The following is a 22,991-nucleotide window of genomic DNA, read 5'->3' on the forward strand; positions in this document are numbered from 1 at the left end:
CAATCGTAACGTTACGATTTTCATTTATCTTAGGCTTCAATTCGTCTATCTTTCGCAATTCACATCAATTTCCATGACCACTTCCAGTATTGAGAGACTCAAATATGTCGCAGAAATTCCACTTACCCTACTTTCCTCAGTGGCCAGAAATTCAATCTAGTATCCCCAAAGATCCCGAAATAGAAACCAAAATAACTAACATTTTGGATTGCATGACCCTTGAAGAAAAAGTGGGTCAAATGATTCAGCCCAATCTACGCGCGGTAACTCCAAAACTAGCCCATGAATACAAACTCGGTTCGATACTAAATGGCGGTGGTGCTTGGCCAAACGATGATAAATATGCCACTGCTCAAGATTGGGTTGATGCTGCAACCCAATATTGGAATGCCATAGAAGACGCATTTAGCGACCGCAGCTTTCGAATTCCATTTATGTGGGCGACCGACGCCGTTCATGGTCACAACAATGTCTTTGGGGCGACCGTCTTCCCGCACAATATTGGCCTGGGAGCTGCTAGGGATCCGCAGTTAATATTTGAAATTGGTGAAGCAACGGCGCGTGAAATCGTAGCGACCGGCCTCGACTGGACCTTTGCACCTACCGTTGCAATACCGCGAGACCTGCGTTGGGGCAGAGTTTACGAAGGGTATTCCGAGAACCCTGAGATTACATATGCTTATGCGGAACAAATGGTAAAGGGGTTGCAAGGTGATGCTTCGTCTTTGAAAACTGATCAGAAAGTCATTTCGAATGTTAAACATTGGCTTGGCGATGGCGGCACGCTGCAAGGTGTTGACCGTGGGATCAATAATTATTCAGAGGATATGTTGCGTAACATCCATGCCGCTGGTTATTTTTCTGGTTTAAGTGCTGGAGCACAAGTGGTGATGTCTAGCTTCAATAGTTGGAACAACAATACTAACTATGACCACAGCCCTCAATTAGACGGTGAATACAATTATAAAATTCATGGAAGCCGCTACTTATTAAACGATGTACTCAAACAACAAATGGGCTTTGACGGTCTGGTTGTTACCGACTGGAATGGTCACGCAGAGGTAACTCGCTGTAGCGACCAAGATGCCTGCTATGCGATTAACGCAGGCAATGACATCCTCATGATCCCGGGACAAGAGGATTGGCAAGCCGTTTATCATAAGACCATAGCGGACGTAAAAAATGGTCACATATTAATGAGCCGAATCGACGACGCTGTACTGCGTATTCTGCGCGTCAAAATGCGAGCTGGGCTATGGAAGAAATCAGCGCCCAATCAACGTAGTTGCGCTGCGAATCAATCGCTGCTCGGGGCTACAAAACATCGCGAATTGGCTCGACAGGCGGTGCGTAAGTCGCTAGTTCTGCTCAAAAACAACAATGACATCCTTCCCTTGGATCGCAATACCAATATTTTGCTCACCGGAAGCGCTGCTGACGACTTACAAAAGCAAGCTGGTGGTTGGAATCTAACTTGGCAAGGTGATGAAAACCAATTGTCAGATTTTCCAGGTGCTACAACCCTAAAAATGGCCTTAGAAGCCGAGTTAGGATGTGAGCGAGTCAGCTACGACCCGCTTTTGGAACATGACCATTCTGAAATTGACACAGCTGTGGTTGTATTCGGAGAAGACCCGTATGCAGAGATGATGGGCGATATAAAAGATTGGCAATCACTAGACTTTGGCGCTTTAAAGCGCAGCTACAGGCTTGATTTAGATAAGATCCACCGCTTAAAAGCGCTGGGTAAAAAAGTGATTTGTGTGTTTTTCTCAGGACGCCCACTGTACTTAAATGCAGAAATATCAGCAGCAGATGCTTTTGTTGCTGCTTGGTTACCTGGCAGCGAAGGTGCAGGAATGACAGATGTGTTTCTGCGGGACGGTAGTGGGAACATTCAATTCGACTTCCAAGCCAAACTATCGTTTAGTTGGCCAAATCGAAAAGACTCCACCCATGTTAGTCAGATCTTAAGCCATATCCCTAATTACGAAGTTCCAGAGCACGAGCAAGACCCGAGAGGGGAACACGCACCACTATTTGATTATGGTTATGGCCTCAGCTATAACGAGGGTTCAGGTAAACACCGATTTGATCTGAATAACTTGCCTTTAGATCTTACGAAAGATGAAAATCAGCATCAAATTGCTAGCCATAATCTTTGCATGTTCGGCCGCGAAGCCATTGTTGGTGATTATCATTTACGCATTGCCGATGTTGAAAACTGGGACGGAAGTGAGGTCTCGCGTAACAACCAAATCGCTCTCACACATATCAGTGCAACCCCAGTCAATTATCAGCATCAGCAAGACGGTGTATTGGTGACATTTGGCGATCAATTAGCGAGCCTGTATGTAGAGACACAAGCAGGTATACCCGAGGACTTTAGCCCTTACATAAAAGCCGAAGCAGATCTTGTATTTGATATTTTGGTTGAACAGCTTGCACCACAGTTTTTACAAGTGGGTTGCGTTAAATCGCCCCAGGCCGTTAAGTCTTTAGGTTTGGATATTAGCGCCACACTGCGTCAATTCGAACCCAATACCTGGCAAACGATGCGTTTTAATCTGGGACGCTTAGAGAGTCTAGGTGTAGATGTAGCCAATCTAAGCACGCCTTTAGTTTTCCAAAGCAATGGGCCATGGCAAATTCGAATCGGTAATATTAGATTTGAGATAAAAGCATAGCAGGCTTAGTTTCTTTTATTACAGATCCTAGCGATAGGAATAACGAGGACTACTGTTTTTAGTTTGACGGTAGTCCTCGCTCGCCTCCATGAGCCGCTAATCCCCGAGAAATTAGCATCTGTCGATTCGATTTTTTTGTCCGATATAACTCAGAAACAACTGTATTTCCCACAACATAACAAACGGCCCGCGCTTTGTTTTGGCTAATAAACAACGCTGGTTTCAACACTAATTCTACATCTACTCATTTAATGACCAAATCACAACCCACATCTGGGAACTTTCATGTCTGTGCTCCCCTGCCCCTACCAAATTTGTTGTACGCATCGATTGGCCATTATCCTGCGAGTAGTCACCGACCGCTTGCCCAAACTTGGATGCAGTGATTTGGTCGCCATTTCTAATATTGGTAACACTAAGATCCCAAGCTTGTGTTGTTCTAGGTACGCCGAACAAATCTTACTCACGTTCAAGGTTTTAGAGCAAACCTTGCCACCATCGTATAGTGCATAAAAATATAGCTAGACATTGATGATGCATCTTTCAGACATAATACTTAGGCCTACGCACAGTAACTGCGTTTCGTATCTATAACCGAGTGTCGAAATATATGTGGTTCTTCTAAGTTAAAAATGATTGATAGGAGAAGGAAGAAACGCATCCTTTTGTAGTAAAATTACATACATTTAACAAATTGTTTTTAGTTCCAATTTTAGCCATTTCAATGTCAGAACCCTCACAAGTCATTGTTTTACAACAAGGTATCAGCCATATTTAATTTATTGTAATACTAATACCTCCTTGGAGAAGTTTAACATTTTGTTTGATTTACATCATTTTCCGCGCGCGGATAGTGGCGCAAGATGTCGGCAATTATAGAATCCAAGGAAACACTGATGGAAAAACTGAAACTCGTTGTTGTTGGCAACGGCATGGTTGGACATCGCTATATCGAAGAACTTGTTGATAGCGGTTTGTCTAAAAACTACCAAATTATTGTTTTTTGCGAAGAGCCGCGTGTCGCTTACGACCGAGTTCATTTGTCCTCATATTTTTCTCATCACACTGCAAGCGAGTTGTCTTTAGTCAAAGATGGCTACTACGAAGCAAACGGCATCCAAGTTTATATTGGCGAGCGTATCACCCATATCAACCGTAAAGCCAAGCGACTCTACTCTGACGCTGGCCGTGAGCTAGACTACGAAAAATTAGTACTAGCAACAGGCTCCTACCCGTGGGTACCGCCTATCAAAGGCAACCAGAGCAAAGACAGTTTCGTATACCGAACTATCGAAGATCTTAAGGAAATAGAGAACTGCGCCAAACGCAGTAAAAGCGGCGCTGTAGTCGGTGGTGGTCTTCTCGGACTTGAAGCCGCTGGCGCACTCAAAGCTTTGGGTGTCGAAACCCACGTAATTGAATTTGCCCCAGTGCTTATGGCTGAACAACTTGACCAGCAAGGTGGCTTACAACTACGCCGTAAAATTGAAAAGATAGGCGTTAAGGTTCATACCAGTAAGAATACTCTTGAAGTTCTCACCGAGGGTGACACTGCGCGTAATACCATGGTATTTGCCGATGGAAGCAAGCTAGAAGTTGATTTTGTTGTTTATTCAACCGGAATTAGACCTCAGGACAAAATAGCCAAAGAAGCTGAATTGGACATTGCTTCTCGCGGTGGTATTGCGATCAATGACAATTGCCAAACCAATGACCCAGACATTTACGCAATAGGTGAGTGTGCGTCTTGGAACGAGCGTTTTTATGGTTTAGTTGCACCTGGCTACAAAATGGCGCAAGTGGCTTGCGCGCACCTCCTCGGTAAAAATCAGCGTTTTGAAGGTGCTGATATGAGCGCTAAGTTAAAACTGCTTGGGGTAAATGTCGGTAGTATTGGCGATGCCAATGGAAAAAGTGAAGACTGTAAAAGCTATGTCTATCAAAATGACGACGAGGAAGTTTACAAACGTCTTATCGTTTCAAAAGATGGACGCGAATTACTTGGCGCAGTCCTGGTTGGCGACACTTCGGATTATGGTAACTTGCTACAGCTTTACCTGAACAAAATAGCACTTCCAGAACACCCTGACAGTCTCATTTTACCAAGTCATGCTGGTGGTGAAAAACCACAAATGGGCGCTGATGCGCTACCAGATACAGCAGTTATATGTTCATGCTTTGATGTCACCAAAGGCGATATATCTCAAGCTGTTGCCGACGGATTTACCTCCGTAGCTCAGATCAAGTCTCATACCAAGGCGGGTACCGGATGCGGTGGTTGTTTACCGCTAATTGGGCAAGTGCTTAATGCCGAATTAGAAAAATCAGGAATAACTGTCAATAATCATATTTGCGAACACTTTGATTATTCACGCCAAGAATTGTTCCACCTAGTACGCGTCGGTGAAATCACTACCTTTGAGCAGATGATCAAACGTCATGGCCGAGGCTATGGCTGTGAAGTCTGTAAACCAGCGATCGGTTCTATTCTCGCGTCTTGTTGGGGCGAGCACGTATTGGCTCCACAACACGTAAGCTTGCAAGATACCAATGACAACTTCCTAGGTAATATGCAGAAGGACGGAACCTACTCGGTTATTCCTCGAATGGCCGGCGGAGAAGTCACAGCAAAAGCGCTTGGGGTTCTCGCTCAAGTCGCCGAGGATTATAAGCTTTACACCAAAATAACTGGCGCGCAACGAGTCGGTCTATTTGGCGCACAAAAAGACGATTTGCCTACGATTTGGGGCCGTCTAACCGACGCCGGTTTTGAAACCGGTCACGCCTATGCGAAAGCTTTGCGTATGGCGAAAACCTGTGTTGGTAGTACTTGGTGTCGTTTCGGAGTGCAAGATAGTGTTGGCTTAGGTTCTCGCCTAGAGAATCGCTACAAGGGGATCCGTACACCTCACAAAATGAAATTTGGTGTGTCTGGCTGCACTCGAGAATGTGCCGAAGCGCAAGGCAAAGATATCGGTATTATTGCAACCGACGCAGGCTGGAATTTATTTGTTGGTGGCAACGGTGGAATGAAACCACGCCACGGCGATCTTCTCGCTAGTGATCTTGATGAAGCCACGCTGATCCGCTATATCGATTGCTTCATGATGTTTTATATCCGCACCGCCGACAAATTACAACGCACCTCAGTTTGGTTAGAAAATCTAGATGGCGGCGTTGACTATCTGCGCAAAGTTATTGTTGATGACCAACTCGGCATTAATCAACAGTTGCTTAGCACGATTGAAGAGTTGATCGCGAACTACCACTGCGAATGGACAACCACGATCTCCACCCCTGCTTCATTAGACCGATTCGCACACTTTATCAACAGTGACCAACGCGATGACAATGTTCAATTTGTTAGTGAGCGAGAACAACATCGCCCCGCCCGCTTTGATGAAAAGTTTCCTAGCCCTAAAGGCGATATCCTGCACGTTGAATTGGAGTATGAGGCATGAGTTTCGTAAGTGTTTGTCACATTGATAAAATTTTTCCTGGCACTGGCGTATGCGCTTTGATTAAGGGAAAGCAAGTTGCTTTATTTAGACCCTCAGACAATGCCGAAGTGTTTGCCTTAGACAATATGGACCCTTTTGCAAAATCAAACGTGCTCTCACGCGGATTAATCTGTGAGCATAATAAACAGCTGTGGATCGCAAGCCCACTAAAAAAACAACGTTTTAACTTGGAAACCGGTGACTGTCTTGAAGACCAAAGTGTCAGCATTAAGAGTTACCCAGTTAAGATCACTGACGGCACGGTTGCGGTCAGTTTATAACGCATTATTAATTAGAAACTAAGGATTACCATGTCTTATATTAAACCTGCTGAATTTGTTCAGACCATGATCGATGCCGGCCACAGTAAAGTGTTAATGTCGACACGCGATACCATTATTCGCGGAATAATGGCTGGAGCTATATTGGCGATTGCAGTTGCAGTAGCGATTACAGCTGCGGTACAAACTGGCGTGCCTATCGTAGGTGCACTAGTGTTCCCTGTGGGATTTTGCATTTTGAACCTCATGGGTTTTGATTTGCTTACCGGTGTATTTGCGCTATCACCACTACCACTTCTTGAAAAACGCCCAGGCGTTACCAAGGCGAGTGTACTTCGTAATTGGGGTTTAGTTGGTCTTGGTAACTTAATTGGATCTGTCGCTGTTGCATTTTTGGTAGCAGTTACCTTTACAATGAATTTTACTGTCGAGCCGGGTGCAGTAGGTCAAGCGTTCATCAAAGCTTCAACCGCTAGAACCCTAGGCTTTGCAGAGCACGGTCTAAATGGTTGGATTACCGTTTTTGTAAAAGGTATTTTGTGTAACTGGATGGTTTGCTTAGGCGTCGTTGGTGCCATGACCTCTAAGACTGTTGGCGGAAAAGTGTTGGCAATGTGGTTTCCAATCTTTATTTTCTTCGGGCTTGTGTTTGAGCACGCGGTGGTCAATATGTACCTTTTCCCACTAGGAATGATGCTTGGTGCTGAATTCACTATTGGTGACTGGTTATCTTGGAACCTTATCCCAGTGATACTTGGTAACTTAGTTGGTGGCCTGCTGGTAACGGGCATGAGCCTTTACGTGACCCACGGTAAAACTCAGCCGCAACGCGAACTAGCCTAGCTCCAATTTTTAGTTATAAAAAAGCCCCAAAGCAATTTGCTGGGGCTTTCTAGTTTAGAACCTCGGTAATAGCTAGGGTTCTAACGCTCTATAATCTGAACAACTTGATCTTTGGCAATACTCATTTTCTTGCCTTTTTCATCTTTGTACTGGTACATGCCAGTATCATCATCAAGTTTTGGTTTACCATATGAAGTAATCATCTGACCTTCATTAGTAGACATAATATATTGGCTCGCACTACATGCAGCCAATACCATCGATAAAGCTAAAACCGCTAACAAACGCATAAACACTCCATTTTTCTAGTTAAGGGGACAAGGCATTCTTGCCCGTTCATATTTAATATAACTGAAGTCGCATAAAACAGTTAAATGCTTTTCAAATCTTATAGATATTTGATTCAATAGTATAAAAATAAGCTCTGTTGATATGCGTTGGTATATCAACAACAAAATTCCAAACAATATAAGGTTTTTACTATTATGGATGATATATATTGTGCTTACTTTGATGAAGAAATAGATCAAGATGTTCCTTCGCAACCCACATTAGATGAAGCTTTAAACTTGCTGCATAGTTTTAATTGGAGCAAGGCCAATTCTGAGTCCGCAATGAAAGCGCTGATGTTTCAATTTGGAAGTACCGACAACGTGCTTTTGTCAATATCGAAGCCGCAAACCGAACTCTGGATATGTTCAATGACGGTGGTAAAACGTAGAGCTTTTTGTGGTCCATTTTTTAGACGAAAACACTATAGCGTGCTCATAGATATCACCAGCGCTGAAGTCGAAGAAATAGTCAGGCTAATCTACACCACAAATTTGCAAACGATTACCGAGTTTGTTAATCAAGCTGAACTCGAAATGGCTATTTGAGCTCATTAATCGATAGTTGACTGCGCGGTTTTGCCAAATTGAGGAAAACTAAGCTGCCTAATTCGCAACAAAAAGTCTTGGGTAACAGGGTTGACGTATTTTAAATTTGGGTAATAGGCATAAACACGGCGTCGTTCCGACTCCAAATGCGGAAATACCAACTGCAACTGCTTACGTTGTAGTGCATCGATCACCATGTCTTGCGATACCACTACAATCCCAAAACCTAAAATAGCAGCTTGGATTGATGACTCTGGTGTATCACACACCAAACGAGATGCTTTATTTAGTACGCGCCCGCTATTTAGCTTTATGCCTCCCATTTGCAGCTGTGTCTCAGTTAACAACAGCTCTAAGTTGTCGAGGTTTTGTTTATTGTCACCGAGCCCATGTTTCGCAATATAACTGGGGCTAGCATACAACTTGGTTGCATAATCAAACAATGGTAATGCTTTATAGCTATTGCTATCAAAGCCAATCAGCTCACGACTAATGAACACATCTAAGCTTGGATCGGGTAGTTGGATGCCAACAGTATTGATTAGTCGTACATTTAGCTTAGGGTAAGCATTGAGCATCTCTACCAATAACGGAGTCATCAAATTGCCACCAGCAGGGGCTGGGACGCCGACTCGATAAGTACCTCGAAAACTTAAGGCTGTTTCTGTGGTTTGAGCGCGCATCATTTCAAATTGTTCTAACCAATGCTTACTTTGCTCATAGAATCGTAATCCAACTTCACTCAAATTAAGCTGCCTCGTTGAGCGTATCAATAATTGCGTTCCTAATTGCTCTTCGAGCCAAGTAATACGCTTGCTAACCGCAGAATTACTAATATGTAATGCAATCGCAGCCTTAGCAAAACTGTGCTGTTCAACCACAGTTACAAAGGTTTGAATAGCGCTGTACCATTCCATAAGCTAGTTTCCTATCACCCCTATATTTTCCCAACAGGAAAATATGTTTGTCCAAATGACCACATTATCAATCAAAAGGAATCAATATATCATGGAATAAGATTAAGGAGATCTGGCTTTATGAACAATCGTCTACCCTTGCTATTTTCTATACTTTTAATTTCAAGCTCACAGCTAACCAATGGCTTGTTGTCTCCTGCGCTGCCTCAAATTGCAGAGCAGTTTGCTGTCAGCCAAAGCCTTCCTCAGCAGATAATTGTACAGTTTCTGCTCGGCTTAGGTTTGTCACAATTAATCTACGGGCCACTAGCCGATAGCTTAGGGCGTCGCTATGCTTTTTGGTTAGGCCAGTTCGTATTTTTGCTTGGTACTTCTATAATGATCAGCGGTAGTGGATCAATTCAGATGTTGATTATTGGCGCCTTCGTCCAGGGCTTAGGTGCGGGTAGCAATCAAATTTTGGCGCGCTGTCTTCTTAGCGACAATTATCGGGGTCCGGCCTTAGATAATAGTCTGGCTTGGCTAGGAATGGCAGCATCTTGTATTCCAATAATGGCGCCGCTATTAGGGGGATTTGTAACCGAGCACGGTCATTGGTCATGGTTAATGTTTGCAATGGCGGCTGCCAGCTTAAGCCTCTGTTTGTTTTCAAATCGTTACTGGCGTCAGCTTAGTGAGACCCGTAAACCTCGTAGTCTAAAAGATGTGTTCGTTGACTACCTTGATCTAATTAGAAATCGAGAATTTTTACTCCATTCTTCGATATTCTGGATTGCCGGAGTTGGCATTATTTACATGATGACTAGTGCGCCATTTATACTCCAGCATCACTATCATCTCAGCGCTAGTGATTATGGGCTCACAATGATGCTGCCAGCATTTGGACTTGCTTTTGGCAGCAACTTCAACCGCATAGGTACTCGACTCAGTGACCGTCAACGTAGTTACATTGCCGGTTCTGCGCCTGCCATTGCTGCAATTATGCTGAAAACGAATGATAGTCTCGCAATACTATTACTCGCTCTAAGCTTAACCAGCTTTGCAATTGGAGTCTTGTTCCCGTTAGGTCTAAAAGGTTTGCTAAACCGCTTCAGGCACCAAGCAGGCACAGCTTCGGCGCTTGCAGGGGCAAGCCAAATGTTACTAACAGCAATTATCACCTCTAGTTTGAATCAATGGGTAGATCCTTCGGTAAGCGCCCTTGCTTTAAGCTTCCTATGCATGAGCGCCCTACTTGCTATAGTGATTAGTTTGCAACTAAGACCCTTAAAAATGGCGAGTCAGATAGAAGCTTCGTAAGCTATATTAATGGGCTTAAACTCAAGATTAGAACAATAATCGAGCTTATAGCGAAAACGATTAGACGCCGCTGGGAACTCAAGTAAACACTCGGTTTAGTTTCCCAATCAGGAACTAAAACCTTATATGGGCTGCGCTGAGCAAGTACTATTTTATGCGACCAAACATAATCATTATCCGCTAACTAATAAATTAGCGGATAATGCATTGTTTATCTAAGGGTGTGGGTTGAGTTAATCATTAGTGCGAATGATGGAACTTAGAACTAATCTCCCGTTGAACTCGCCCAAATAATGATTTAAACCAAGGGATCTGACTTAGTATCAATAAAACAATAATACTAAACAAGGCCAAGGAAACAGGTCGTTCGAATATCGGAGCTATACTACCTTGCGATACCATTAAGGCTCGGCGCAGGCTAGTATCAGCCATAGGTCCAAGAATGACACCAATTACTAAAGGTGCTATCGGATATTTCATTTGAATCAAAAAGTAGCTTAATAAACCTATTGGTAACATCAAAAATAGGTTAAATATTTTGAGACCCAATGCATATGAGCCAATTACACAAAGCAAGCCAATAACTGGCATAAATAAAGTTTGAGGTACTTCTAAAATTCGAGTGACGTAGCGCGCTAAAGTTATACCGCAGATCCACATTGAAACGGAAGCCAACAGTAAAATAGCGGCAACCTCAATAATGAAGTTCGGGTTCTCAATTAACAACATAGGGCCTGGCGTAATATTATGTAGCATCAGGGCGCCGAGCAACATCATTGCCGGAGGCGAACCAGGAATACCTAAAGTTAACAGTGGAATCATCGCGCCACCGATACACGCATTGTTGCTAGTTTCAGTTGAAATTACTGCTTCTGGCAGACCCGTTCCAAACTCATCAGGCGTTTTCGAGAACTTTTTAGCAGTTCCATAAGACACCCAACCAGCGATGTCCTCGCCGATCCCAGGTACAGCTCCAATTCCTACCCCAATAAGTGAGGAGCGAATAATTGTAGGCAAATTTCGAAGCATCGTACCAAATTCTGGGAGTACTCGTTTGATACGAACCGGTTTAGCCAATTTAACACGTGCTCGGAGTGCGGTAATAATTTGTGGTATACCGAAAGCTCCGATCAATACTGCAACCACTTCCAAGCCACTATCCAGGTTTGGATTGCCAAAGGTAAATCGTGGGTACATTAGTAACTGATCACGGCCGATAGTAGACATCCATAGGCCTATTAGGCCCGCGATCCAGCCTTTAATAACCAAGTCGGAACTGGTTAAGGTGCCACTAATGATGATTCCAAAAAGAGCGAGTAAAAAATACTCAAATGAAGTGAATTGTAGCGCCATTTTGGTAATCAATGGCGATAACAAAACTACAAACAACATACCTATAATAGTGCCAATAGCTGAGGCGGTGGTCGTTAAGCCAAGTACCCGGCCTGCCCCGTCGCGCTGTGCCATTGGATAGCCATCCATTGCCGTCGCGGCTGAGGCCGCAGTGCCAGGAATATTAAGCAAAATAGCCGTGTAACTGCCTCCGTAGACCGCACCCACATACATCGCTAACAAAGAGACTAAAGCAATTGATTCATTGAAGCTATAGGTTAATGTCGTTAACAGAGCAACACCAAGGGTCGCGGTTAAACCCGGCATTGCGCCAAAAATAATGCCCATAAAGGTTGAACAAAACAAAACTAAAATAATCACAGGTTGTGATAAAAGCTGAGCTATGCTGATGAAGAAGTGAGCTAAGTCTTGCATAATCAGTCCTTAAAATGCATCGTTCAAAGCGGCGGCGTCTTCTTCAGAAACCCCGTCCATAATATTTCCGTGCTTCGAGCTAAACAGGGTATAAAACACTGTATCACTCACCTTATGGACCCAAAGCCCTTCTATTGGCAATGGTACCAACAGCATATACTTGAAAATTGTTCCAACTAATACCGGTACCAAAAACACCACCCAAAGCCCACGTTTTTTTCGTCTACTTTGTGCTGGATCTTCTGCTTTCGGTAGATTTATAAGCCCGGCAATTATAATAACTAGTACTAGAATATCGCTGTAATCATTATGCGGGCTTTGACTTAGCAGGCTTGGGAATATAAGCGCTAATATAGTCAAAGCGACGGCTAAAATAAGGGTACGTTTAAACCAACTCCAATGTTGAACATCGGTGCAATAGTAAAATCCACCGATCAGATACAACAAAAACAACACCGACACTAAAATAAAATCAAAGTTCGGGATGAGTAAAAATACATAACATATAAGTGCAAATACACAGCTCATAAAGCCAAGTTGTTCGCCTATATGCATTCGTTGATACTTAATAAAAGGGTAAATACTTTTCATTGCGCCAAGATCACGCATAGCCCTCGTAATAAGCATGATTGCCAATGGAATCAATAAAACCCCAATGGCTAAAGGGAGCAATGCAGGCGAAACATACCAAACATTCGCAACGCCGGCGTAGCTTTCAGTCATCGGCATTTGGGTAGCGCTATAAATTTCCCAGACACAAAAAGCCAATAACAACACGCCACTGATAGCGTCCATCCAACGCAACTGATAAAGCTCACGATGTCGCGCAACTACTTTTGCTTGCTCGCCCATATCACCTCCAAGATGGCGCATCAATGATGCGCCAATATACAAAATGTCTTAGTTAGGTTTAGCTATGCCTAAACTATCAGGCGACACTTTTGCAGCACCTAAGTCAGCCAATGTCCACGCGAACAACGCTTCAAGTTTACTGAACGTTGCATTCGCTTCTTTACCAAACTGACCACTAGCCACATAGTAGTTTTGGTCCAAGAAGGTTTTCACCTTTTCGGTTTCCATAGCTTCAGTAAAGGCTTTAGCAATAGCAACTTTGGCGTCTTTTGGTGCATCTTTACGAATTGCAAAACCAATTGACTGGCTGATTGGCAGGTACTGATTAAGATCGTCATACTTAGCTAAGGCGGAAGGGATTTCATTGCCCTTAACCGTTACTGGATCTTTAACCAACATCGCTAAAGGTCTAAAGTCGCCAGACTGAATCAATTGTGATTGCTCAGCTAAAGAAGTAATGACCAACTCAACTTCTCCAGTAAGAACCGCATTTTGAGACGGCGCTGAACCATCGTAAGGAATAAAGTTAAATTCAGTTTGTGTGCCCTTCATAAAGGCTAACAAGTTTAGATGGTGAATAGAGCCTGCACCTGCAGCACCTGCTTTTATCGACCCTGGATTTGCTTTAGCTGCGGTTACGAGATCTTCAATGCTCTTATAGTCCGTTTTAGTTGAAACAGAAATAAGATCTGGCGATCCGGCTACAATAAAGTAGTCGAAAACATCCATGCGATTGCTCCAGCCGCCCATAACCCCTGCGGCTACATTGGACTCAGAAAGACCAACCAACGAATAGCCATCAGCTGCTCGACCATAGCCATCAACCAAACCAGCAGATCCGCTAACGCCGCCAGTTACGTTGACAACATTGATATTAACGCCCAGTTTTGGTGCCATCTCTCCCATAATTAAACGGTTCATGGTGTCTGTTCCGCCACCGGCTCCCCACGTAACAACAGTTGTAATGTTACGCTCAGGGAAATCTCCAGCCTGTGCGGCCATACTTATTAACGCTGCGCTAGCGAGTGTAATGAGTTTTTTCATGTGTAGGTCACTCCGTGTAGTGTGTGTCGCCAGTCCAACTGGCTTATGTACAGCTGCTCTTTGTTTAGAGTCTTAATATTTGTTCTTCTATAAATTGCCAAGTATCTAGGTATTCTTCGTTACTTAGTTTGACGCTTAGATTATCCATTCCAATTTCATCGAATCGGTTAGAAATTTTTTCGCTGATCCGAGCATTGGTTTCGAACATTTTCTTAATATCCCAACGCGTAGGCGAGGTATCTGAGGTGAGAAAATCATCGTAGCCATATTTTTTAAGGTAATAGATAAACTCTATGTAATTAACTAAGCTTTGACTGCCGCAAAAATAGTCCCAGTCCCAGCGTCCATCATTGTCATTAATATGAATGTAATACTTAACTTTGGAGTTGTGGATCAGAGCCAACTCTTCAGCAGGATTATTACCACCGTAAAGTGAATGCCCATAGTCCAATGTGACTCCTATGTCTGGATTACCAATTTCTTTAATCATGAGTAGTGTTTTTGAAGCATCTTCCAGAACACAACGACCACGAACTTCATTGGGTTTGTATTCGATGAACAAAGGAATTTCAGGCTTATAGGCTCCCGCCTCGGCAAAGCCTTCTTTCATCCATTCCCAAACTTGAACGTAGTCATGTTGAAAGCAGAATTCATATCCATCACTTAATGGACAGCAGGTTACTTTGTCCGCACCGATTGCCTGTGCAAAATCTTTGGCTTGTTTTATATAGCGCACGGCTTTTGCCCGCACCTCAGGATCAGGGTTAGAGATACCTCCGCTCTTAAATTCTGGTTCACCTTTAATATTGACGTTAATTGCGGCAACTTCTACGTTATGTCGTGACAGTAAAGCCTTCGTATCTTCGACATCGCTTACTTCGTAGGGATAAACCAGCTCAACCCCACTGACGCCTCGCATCGATTCGATCATTTCCATTTTCTCATCTAGCGTCTTTGGCTCGTTATAAGTCGAAAAGCGGTCCTTAGTTGGGCCCAAAAACATTGAGATCAGTGCGTATTTCATGCTGGCGTCCTTTGATTTAGAAAATTACGCTGTACCATCTCCAGCGCATGGGAAAGTTGAAGTTCAATTTGTTCAAGTGGAATTTTTTGTGAAGCCCGAATCGCTTGACCGTTCAAAGCGCGCGACAAACGTAGCGGCAACTCGATACTCATATTCATATTTGGGCGTTGTATTGCCATGGCTTGTAAAAGCGCAGCATAGTCAATACAACCAAGACCCAAGCTGCGAAACTGATAACCTTGCTCGGTTTTGAGTACATCTTTAAGATGAAAATGATCAGCGCAGTTAAAGGAACTAAGTGCATCGGTTAAAGGCTTGTCTTGGGGGCAATGCGAGACAAAATTACCAGGATCATAATTGGTCCCTAAACCATCCTTGCTATACAACTCCTTGAAGGCTTGCATATCTGAACTGTTATCAATGATGTGTTCTTTGCCATCACCTGGATTCTCAATTAAAACTCGCACATTAAGCTGCTTTGCCAATATCAGCGCTTGTTGCAACTGTTGATATAACGCAGGCCAGTGAGCACTTGGGCATGCGTAGGTCACCACATGTGGCGCACCTAACGCAGCTGCAAAACGTATCCTACGGATTAGCTTTTGTGCAGCATCATCACCAACTAACGCTACATGTGCAGCAAAAGAGCTGCACCGAATACCAAAGCTTTCAAAACACGCTCGGATTTCCTTGGCCCACGCTTCTTTAAGTTGCAACTCGGTAAAAGGTTCAACACAACCGTCTATGAGTGCTACTTCTACCGCTTTAACATTTAGCTTCTGTAAGGAGCGAGCTATTTGTTCATAGTCGTATCCATCATAGGCAACTGTGCTTACAGCAATATCAACCACGTACAGCATCTCCCTTAATTAACCGCGGCATAAGTGCCTCTAAACATTAAATCGATCAAGCTTAAGTGACGAAAGCTCAACAAATCATCCAATGAACATATGATAAACATAGATACAAATGTTTTTCCGGAGGTTGATCACGATTTTGTAACAAATTTTAATCGATTTACTATGCGAAAGATCTACAAGAACAAGGCTTCGCTTATAGTAAAGCACCGTTTAATAGAGGTTGTATATTTCGCAAATATAGAATAAATCCTTTATTATCAATACCGTTTCAACAACCATCAGTTTAAGGCAGCGTTTATCCACAAGGGTTTATTATGAAATGTTATTAGTCTCGTTTATGCTATTTAACAACATTTAAACGTTCTAATTGCTTGCTAGACCAATCGCTCATACGCTCAGTGAATGCTCATAAGATCATTGTTTTTTGATATGAAAGTGATCCACGCTCTCATTTATCGAACTAATGCTCAGTTGTTACTTGACCAATGTGAGCGCTGTCGTGACAATTAACGCTAGAAATGGCGGAATTATATTGGCGGACATACTTTGTCAACCAAAGCCCAGCGACAATAAGACGGATTTGATATGGAAACAGAGCAACTCACAGAGATCTCGATCGCCTACTATCAAGATGGTGAAACCCAAGAAGATATAGCTAAGAAATTCGGGATATCAAGGGCAAAAGTTGGCAGATTGCTACGCAAAGCTCGTGATGAAGGTATTGTCGAAATCACGGTAAAGTATCATCCCGTGTTCAGTGCCAAACTAGAGCAACAATTAACTGAGCGCTTCGGCCTAAAAAGAGCTCTGATCGCATTAGATCAAACTGACGAGAATGAACAGCGACGTCTTGTGGCTATGCAAGTTAGCAACTATTTAAATACCAATCTGCGCGATGAAATGGTAGTTGCTGTAGGCCAAGGGCGCAACATTGCGGCGGTCGCTGACCATGTTGGCGTTGAGATGCAACGTAATTGCCGGTTTGTCTGCGCTATTGGCGGTACCCATCGCTCCGGGGATGCAATGAATGCAGACCATATCTGTAGGCAACTCGCCAAAAGGTACAATGGTCGTAATGAGACTCTTTATGCACCGGCCTATGTCGAAAACGAAGAAATTAACCGTCTTTTATGTCAAAACTCAACCGTTAAAGACACCTTGGATCTAGCCCGTAAATCTGAGTTTGCGCTGGTAGGTGTGGGCGACATGAATGAGAACAGTAATATGGTTAAACTAGGTTGGTTCTCCCCAAAAGAAATCGTAGAAGCCCGTCTCCAGCAAGGAATTATTGGCGATATCATGGGCTACGACTTTTTTGATATACATGGCAATAATTCTGAAACGGTTATGAGTGGGCGCGTTATTGGGCTTAATTTGAACGACTTAAAGCGTATTCCAAATGTAATTGCTGTTGCATCCGAGAGTAGTAAAGCACTTGCGGTACTTGGTGCACTAAGAACCGGAGCCATTGACGTACTTGCAACTAGCGTGAGCAACGCACTCACGATTCTAAACCTAGCCGAACAAGATGGTCCACTAAAGCGCTAACCAAAAACACAGCAGCTTGGATGATAGTCTAGGCTGCTGGTTTTCCCCGTGTTTGCAAGGCAATACGTTGCTCCCACTTGCCGGCATGTTCTTCATCACACGCTTGTTGCGAATCGAAGAACACATGAGTTTTTATGTTCTTAAGCTCAATACCAGCAGCTTCTAGCTTAGATTGGATCAATTCAGACAAGCTGATATCTTGACCTTTTGCGATTGCGCTTTCCAGCTCTAGTGAGGTATCGAACACGCAGGTTACCCTCAAAGACTTTGGGAAATGACTATAATTCACACGGTGGGTTAACCAACTAAAACCTTCGAGCTGGCCGAGTGTCATGTCGCATACTTGAGTCAGCGTTTCCCTGAGCGTGTTTTCAATTTTCTTATCAGATTTTTTCATAAGTGTCTTTTTATTAGCGATGACGTGACATTGGTATGTGTTGCCATCAGTCTAGATTTGTCATTACAAGCTTTGACATACGCGGATATCAATACTGATTTTGGTGTTTCTTTCTCTACTCTAAAGTAACCCCCAAGCTTTGATAGTTGCCGCACGTTTAGCTCATTGGCATCAAGCTTATCGAACCAATACGGTGCTAAGGAACATTGCGCAGAACCGGTAGCGATATCCTCCGCTATGCCTATTTTTGGCGCAAAATATCGCAGTACATATTCGTTGTCACCACTTTGAGCGGTAACAATAAGGGCATGATAGTCTTCAATCTGCCCTATAAGCTCAAAATCTGGCTCATAGGCTCTAAGCTTTTCTTCGCTAGGCAATACCAGTATTAGGTCTCTCGTCGTAAAAGCCGCTATAGCAGAACGAGACAACTGCGGGTCTAGTGAATCGACTGGGTATGGTCTTGCTTGCCAGCTAGGTAAGCTCATTTGATAAAAACCATCTTGCTTTAAAACAGCGATGTCTCCATAGTTACTTTTAAGCGCAACTTCATCGACATTGAGACTGTCGATGATTGCAGCTCCCGCAGCTAAGCTCCCATGACCACACAGGTTAATTTCTCCAAGTGATGAAAACCATCGAATAAAATACGTCTTATCGGTCAACACTATAAAGCAGCAAACAGGCTGAGCAAGTTCAAGGCAAATACCTTGTAACGCCGTGTTGCTTAGCCACGTCTCAAGCAACACCACAGCGCAAGGGTTACCTTGAGCTTTTTCGTCACAAAATACATCGTATACTTGCACCCTTAGCATCTACTGTTCACCTCGTTTACGCGTTCGATGAGCTATACTCCTGCGCTGTCGCAAGCACTTTGACTAGGGAATGATACTTCCAACACCAAACACTCTAGCTCGCATATAAAAGGCCCATGGACTTCGCCTGGTGGCCGGCTCGCATAATGCCCTGCTTCCAGCCATTGATCAAAAGCCATATCATAAAGCCGCCCTGAAATAATATAGATCTCTTCCGGATAATCGTGGGACTTTGCACCAAATGCTTTGGTATCAGCTCCAGCTTTGAATCGCGTTAAACGCGTATAATCGCCACTAATGGGATCAATGGCTAGCGTCAGCTGCTCCAACATCCCTTCGCTGCCTTCGATGTTCTCCCATTGCCCATTGCCCATTGTGTTCTGCTGATAATACGTTCCTATAGTTTGTAGTATTTTTAGACATTTGAGCTCCGTCATTCTTGTTTGTAGATAATCAGCAGCTAACTAAATGGCTTCATCCTTACCTGCGAGTATCGTTCGAGCCACACTATTTTCGATTCGGCTCGAATTCACTATAGCTTGGCAAATCTGCCGTTGGTAGCTCCCAGTTGGCTTTTGAAGCCACAAATATGTGAGCGCTTGGCCGTTCAGTAATTTGTGAATCAAGAATGCCTAAGCGTAAACGTAGTCGTTTGGGGTCATTATCATTTGAACTATAAACTGGGCAGGCACACTTGCGGCAAAAGTGTCGGTACCTTCCGGCTTTAAACGAAAATACCCCGAGCTTACTTTTACCGGAAGTAATCTTTAGATCAGACGTATTTATAAATCCATTTGTAGCAAAAGCCGTCCCACTGTTTTTTCTACATAGTGAGCAATGACAATGTATGATCTCAGTGATTTCACCACTCACTTCTATTGTCACATCGCCACACAAACATTTACCGTAGTACATAGTTAGTCCTTGTTATCCTCTACAAATATTTATTGGTAAACACAGCGTTGCTAGACATAGAATTAATTCCTGATATGTCTAGCGCTAAAAACGCAATCAAATGATATAAAAACATATTATTCAATAGCCAACTTTATTTCTATTGCTTGTATTTCTATTTGCCACTGCTTTTGTAAACTTGGCTTTTGGTGCTTAACTTTTCGAGATAGATCATCTTCAAGCAAGCTTTCTAATTCAATGAGGCGTTCTAACATCGGCTCTTGATTCGACGTATCCAAGGTTGGCAAATCCAGTTCATTTTGCCGATTTGATTTTGACTCGCTATCCCTAATTGAGTCTTGCGCTGCTGTGACTTGCGACATCTGCTCAAAGACACTCTCTAAGGTATACATTTCCTGAAGGCCCACGTCATCGATATACCAAAATCGGTTACAAACACTTTGAATTAAATCGCGATCATGACTCACCAAAAGCAACGCACCGTTAAAAGCGTGCAATGCTTGGGCTAACTCGTCTTTTCCATCCATATCCAAATGATTGGTTGGTTCATCAAGCATTAATACATGAAAGTTTGCTAATGACAGCCCTACAAATAACAGTCGTGCACGTTCACCACCACTTAAGTCCGAAACCAATTGATGATGACGTTGGTAAGCAAAGCCAGCACTGATAAGCGCCATTTTACGGTGTTCTTGAGAGTTAGGACAAAACCCATAGATTGCGTCCACCAGCGTATCAGTGCTACGCAGTTGGTGCAGGCTCTGGTCGTAATAGCCAACCCGAGCCAAAGGGTGAAACTTACAGTTCGGATCGACATCTTGACCATTTTGTACACTCAGATAATTTTCCCAAAGCAAACGGATCAATGACGATTTCCCGCTGCCATTTTTACCCAGGATTGCGACTCTATCACCGCTCTTGATTTGTTGAGCCAAAACTTGGAACAAGGCTTTAGCGTTTTGTTCTGGGTATACATCTAGGGTTTCAAGACACAACAGCCTATCTGCTGACATGGTTTCGCCATTGAGACGCAGTTTCCAAGGCTCTATATCGCTAAGTTGAGTCTGAGCATCCTTCAAATGCCCAACCCGTTTCTCCATGCTTTTTGCCTTGCGAGAAAAGCTTTCGTTGTCATAGTTTTTACCCCATAGTGCAAGACGCTCTGCGCTTTTTTCGATACGTTGGATCTCTTTTTCTTGAGCACTGTGACGAAGCGCATTTGAGGCATCCATTTCTACCAATGCCTTACGAGCGTCGCCACATGGGAGTTGGAAGTAGTACAATTTTTTATCGCGTAAAATCCAAGTGCTACTGCATAGTTGGTCGAGTAAACGTTGATCGTGAGACACTAATACAAAGCTTCCTTTCCACTGTTTTAAAAAGCGTTCCAGCCAAAGTAAACTGGGCAAGTCGAGATGATTACTTGGTTCATCCAGTAACAGCGTGTCGGGATCTAATATAAGGGCGCGCGCAATCAATAAGCGCGCATGCTGCCCTCCGCTTAGCGTGCTTAGGGCTATATCCCACGTTGCCTGTTGAAAACCGAGCTCAGCTAGCAGCACTTCAGCCCGCCACTGCTCTGATTTTCTAAATTCGATGGGGATTTGAGCTAAAACGGCCTCAAGCAATGTTAAACCAATGGTTTCGAATGGTAGCTGCTGCTCTACCCTACCTAATTGGCATTGTTGGGCTACGGATAGCTCCCCACTGAAATTGGGAATTTCACCATTCAATAGTTTTAGTAAGGTGCTTTTCCCACAGCCATTCGGACCGACCAACGCTATTCGGTCACCCTTAGTTAAGGTAAATGAAAGTTCTTCAAATAAAGAGCCTGAAGTGATGCCATAAGAAATGGATTGTGCAGATAATAATGTGTTCATGTCTTACTCAAGTTTTTTGGGCGCAAAAAAACGCCGTCGTCAATTGCTGACAACAACCAAGCAAGTATTCAAAAGGTTATTCTAAATAGGTGACAATACCTGTCTCAAGCCTTGGTTATCGCAGCGCGATATCAATAGAACTTGAGAGATGCTTAAACCAAAAAATGGATGCAAAGTTATATTTGCAAATGTTCATGAATATCCTCCTTGAATAACCAATAAACGATGAGCAAAGAATAATTGAAAACGATAGTACAATCAAAACTAATAAATAAGATTACATTTCGCAGGAGTGTGGGTATTGCTATATATTTGTCGCAGGCCATAAGATCGTCTAAAGAAAGCGCTCACGTGTTCGAATCGAAACATCACATCGAACACGTAAAATGCTGACTAAGGCTTTAGCCTAGTAACCTAGCTTTTTTTAAGCGAACGACTTAACTATAAAAGGCTTCGACAGTGCCTTTTAGGGTAATCAAAAGCGGTTGCCCTCGACGGTCTAAAGCTTTAGGCGAAGGAACTTTAACCCAGCCTTCACTAATGCAGTATTCTTCAACATTGGTGCGTTCTTTTCCATTTAACAATATACCAATGTCATGCTCAAAAACTTCTGCAACATGATGCGGGCTACGCGGGTTACTCGAAAGGCGATCTGGTAAAGCGGGTAGCGGGTTAGACTCGGTCATAAAGGTGGCCTGAAATTTTAAAGTGCTCTATTGTAGACAAAATAGATCTGAGCCTCAACAGCTACACTGGTGTTTTAAGCGATGGATTAGTGCAGTTTTGGTCGACTTGAAACTGTGACCATTCACTTTGGCGTAATGCCAAAACAATCGTGTCCCACCACTGGCCTTTAAAGTATCGATGTTCTCGAAAATGAGCTTCTTGTTGCAGTCCCAAAGATTTGCAAAGTCGAAGTGCAGCTTTGTTTTCGCTAATGGTTTCAGCGTAAACACGGTGAACACCAAGCTTATCGAAGCCGAAGCAAATGAGCGCCTTTGCAGCTTCGTGAATTAAGCCATTGCCTTGGTACGCTCGTGCTAAACCACAACCAATCGAGGCTTGTCGGTCTGGCTCGAGCCGTAAGCAAACAGTACCGATAAAATCGCCACTAAATTTATGCTCAATCGCAAGTTGATACGACTGGCGCGGCTGCTCTTTGGATTGTTCGACAAAGAGCTTACATAACTGCCGATATTTATCAGCTTCGCAGTCTGGCTCACTATAAAAACGTTGATACTTTTGGTCTTGCGAAAGATCAACAAAGGCCGTTTCATCGTCTAGAGTCATGTCCCTAATAATCAATTGTTCCGTTTGCAGTTCAAACATATTGCGCGATCAGTCCTTTGCAGTAATACACCATAAAAGCATCGAATATCAATACCTTAGATTGCTACACCTTGCTAATCAAGTCAAAAGTCCAAAAGCGAGCGAGCTGCTTTAGTAAATTGGCGAAAACCACTCTCGAAAGTAAGTCATAACTA

The 22,991-nt window shown here is 43.3% G+C and carries 22 protein-coding genes; 8 read left to right on the plus strand and 14 right to left on the minus strand.

The features are described 5' to 3' along the window. The first annotated feature begins 104 nt into the window (after positions 1-104). The 5 genes from DBZ36_RS07445 (at position 105) to DBZ36_RS07460 (ending at position 7,311) form a co-directional block, all read left to right on the plus strand. Positions 105-2,687: a glycoside hydrolase family 3 protein gene (locus tag DBZ36_RS07445; protein ID WP_120354271.1), complete on the plus strand. Its 2,583-nt coding sequence runs from the start codon at positions 105-107 to the stop codon at positions 2,685-2,687. A gap of 285 nt (positions 2,688-2,972) precedes the next feature. Further along, positions 2,973-3,200, plus strand: a complete 228-nt coding sequence (locus tag DBZ36_RS20460) for a hypothetical protein (RefSeq protein WP_147395009.1) — start codon at positions 2,973-2,975, stop codon at positions 3,198-3,200. A gap of 383 nt (positions 3,201-3,583) precedes the next feature. After that, positions 3,584-6,148, plus strand: coding sequence for a nitrite reductase large subunit NirB (nirB, locus tag DBZ36_RS07450; RefSeq protein WP_120354272.1), 2,565 nt, complete (start codon positions 3,584-3,586; stop codon positions 6,146-6,148). Then, positions 6,145-6,468, plus strand: coding sequence for a nitrite reductase small subunit NirD (gene nirD / locus DBZ36_RS07455; protein WP_120354273.1), 324 nt, complete (start codon positions 6,145-6,147; stop codon positions 6,466-6,468). The genes nirB and nirD overlap by 4 nt, the downstream gene beginning before the upstream one ends. Before the next feature lie 30 nt (positions 6,469-6,498). Further along, a complete protein-coding gene (locus tag DBZ36_RS07460) occupies positions 6,499-7,311 on the plus strand; it encodes a formate/nitrite transporter family protein (RefSeq protein WP_120354274.1) in 813 nt (270 codons plus the stop codon). A gap of 80 nt (positions 7,312-7,391) precedes the next feature. Here the strand turns inward: DBZ36_RS07460 and DBZ36_RS07465 are convergent, their stop codons facing one another. Then, positions 7,392-7,601, minus strand: a complete 210-nt coding sequence (locus tag DBZ36_RS07465) for a YgdI/YgdR family lipoprotein (protein WP_120354275.1) — start codon at positions 7,599-7,601, stop codon at positions 7,392-7,394. Positions 7,602-7,796: 195 nt separating this feature from the next. Between DBZ36_RS07465 and DBZ36_RS07470 the strand changes: the two genes are divergently transcribed. Continuing rightward, positions 7,797-8,189: a hypothetical protein gene (locus DBZ36_RS07470; protein WP_120354276.1), complete on the plus strand. Its 393-nt coding sequence runs from the start codon at positions 7,797-7,799 to the stop codon at positions 8,187-8,189. A gap of 5 nt (positions 8,190-8,194) precedes the next feature. Here DBZ36_RS07470 and DBZ36_RS07475 read toward each other — a convergent pair whose 3' ends face one another. Continuing rightward, positions 8,195-9,106 carry a LysR family transcriptional regulator gene (locus DBZ36_RS07475; RefSeq protein WP_120354277.1) on the minus strand — a complete coding sequence of 304 codons (912 nt, stop codon included), beginning with the start codon at positions 9,104-9,106 and terminating at the stop codon, positions 8,195-8,197. A gap of 120 nt (positions 9,107-9,226) precedes the next feature. Between DBZ36_RS07475 and DBZ36_RS07480 the strand changes: the two genes are divergently transcribed. After that, positions 9,227-10,405 carry an MFS transporter gene (locus tag DBZ36_RS07480; RefSeq protein ID WP_120354278.1) on the plus strand — a complete coding sequence of 393 codons (1,179 nt, stop codon included), beginning with the start codon at positions 9,227-9,229 and terminating at the stop codon, positions 10,403-10,405. 240 nt (positions 10,406-10,645) lie between these two features. Here DBZ36_RS07480 and DBZ36_RS07485 read toward each other — a convergent pair whose 3' ends face one another. From DBZ36_RS07485 to DBZ36_RS07505, 5 genes are all read right to left on the minus strand, one after another. Beyond that, positions 10,646-12,172 carry a tripartite tricarboxylate transporter permease gene (locus tag DBZ36_RS07485; protein ID WP_120354279.1) on the minus strand — a complete coding sequence of 509 codons (1,527 nt, stop codon included), beginning with the start codon at positions 12,170-12,172 and terminating at the stop codon, positions 10,646-10,648. A gap of 9 nt (positions 12,173-12,181) precedes the next feature. Further along, positions 12,182-13,045 carry a tripartite tricarboxylate transporter TctB family protein gene (locus DBZ36_RS07490; protein ID WP_120354280.1) on the minus strand — a complete coding sequence of 288 codons (864 nt, stop codon included), beginning with the start codon at positions 13,043-13,045 and terminating at the stop codon, positions 12,182-12,184. 27 nt (positions 13,046-13,072) lie between these two features. Beyond that, on the minus strand, positions 13,073-14,068 hold the full coding sequence (locus DBZ36_RS07495) for a Bug family tripartite tricarboxylate transporter substrate binding protein (protein WP_120354281.1): 996 nt from the start codon (positions 14,066-14,068) through the stop codon (positions 13,073-13,075). Positions 14,069-14,132: 64 nt separating this feature from the next. Beyond that, entirely contained in the window at positions 14,133-15,092 is a 960-nt protein-coding gene (locus tag DBZ36_RS07500) for a sugar phosphate isomerase/epimerase family protein (RefSeq protein WP_120354282.1), read from the minus strand. Continuing rightward, positions 15,089-15,943 carry a sugar phosphate isomerase/epimerase family protein gene (locus DBZ36_RS07505; RefSeq protein WP_158589044.1) on the minus strand — a complete coding sequence of 285 codons (855 nt, stop codon included), beginning with the start codon at positions 15,941-15,943 and terminating at the stop codon, positions 15,089-15,091. Before DBZ36_RS07505 ends, DBZ36_RS07500 begins: the two co-directional genes overlap by 4 nt. 594 nt (positions 15,944-16,537) lie before the next feature. Here DBZ36_RS07505 and DBZ36_RS07510 point away from each other — a divergent pair. Continuing rightward, positions 16,538-17,500 (plus strand): sugar-binding transcriptional regulator, encoded by a 963-nt coding sequence (locus DBZ36_RS07510; RefSeq protein WP_120354284.1) that lies wholly within the window; start codon positions 16,538-16,540, stop codon positions 17,498-17,500. A gap of 28 nt (positions 17,501-17,528) precedes the next feature. Here the strand turns inward: DBZ36_RS07510 and DBZ36_RS07515 are convergent, their stop codons facing one another. The 7 genes from DBZ36_RS07515 to DBZ36_RS07545 all read right to left on the minus strand — a co-directional run bounded on the left by DBZ36_RS07515 (position 17,529) and on the right by DBZ36_RS07545 (position 22,836). Next, positions 17,529-17,897, minus strand: coding sequence for a Fis family transcriptional regulator (locus DBZ36_RS07515; RefSeq protein WP_120354285.1), 369 nt, complete (start codon positions 17,895-17,897; stop codon positions 17,529-17,531). After that, positions 17,894-18,712 carry a PhzF family phenazine biosynthesis protein gene (locus DBZ36_RS07520; protein ID WP_120354286.1) on the minus strand — a complete coding sequence of 273 codons (819 nt, stop codon included), beginning with the start codon at positions 18,710-18,712 and terminating at the stop codon, positions 17,894-17,896. The genes DBZ36_RS07515 and DBZ36_RS07520 overlap by 4 nt, the downstream gene beginning before the upstream one ends. 32 nt (positions 18,713-18,744) lie before the next feature. Next, positions 18,745-19,149 carry a cupin domain-containing protein gene (locus tag DBZ36_RS07525; protein ID WP_233558101.1) on the minus strand — a complete coding sequence of 135 codons (405 nt, stop codon included), beginning with the start codon at positions 19,147-19,149 and terminating at the stop codon, positions 18,745-18,747. A 70-nt stretch (positions 19,150-19,219) separates the two neighbouring features. Beyond that, positions 19,220-19,627, minus strand: coding sequence for a GFA family protein (locus DBZ36_RS07530; protein ID WP_120354288.1), 408 nt, complete (start codon positions 19,625-19,627; stop codon positions 19,220-19,222). Positions 19,628-19,743: 116 nt separating this feature from the next. Beyond that, entirely contained in the window at positions 19,744-21,507 is a 1,764-nt protein-coding gene (locus tag DBZ36_RS07535) for an ABC-F family ATP-binding cassette domain-containing protein (RefSeq protein ID WP_120354289.1), read from the minus strand. Positions 21,508-21,944: 437 nt separating this feature from the next. Then, the gene (locus DBZ36_RS07540) at positions 21,945-22,193 is read right to left on the minus strand and encodes a DUF3297 family protein (protein WP_120354290.1); all 249 of its coding nucleotides are present in this window, start codon (positions 22,191-22,193) and stop codon (positions 21,945-21,947) included. Positions 22,194-22,254: 61 nt separating this feature from the next. Further along, on the minus strand, positions 22,255-22,836 hold the full coding sequence (locus DBZ36_RS07545; protein ID WP_120354291.1) for a GNAT family N-acetyltransferase: 582 nt from the start codon (positions 22,834-22,836) through the stop codon (positions 22,255-22,257). Positions 22,837-22,991: the final 155 nt, after the last annotated feature.

The organism is Alginatibacterium sediminis (assembly GCF_003610775.1).
Taxonomy (GTDB): Bacteria; Pseudomonadota; Gammaproteobacteria; order Enterobacterales; family Celerinatantimonadaceae; genus Alginatibacterium; species Alginatibacterium sediminis.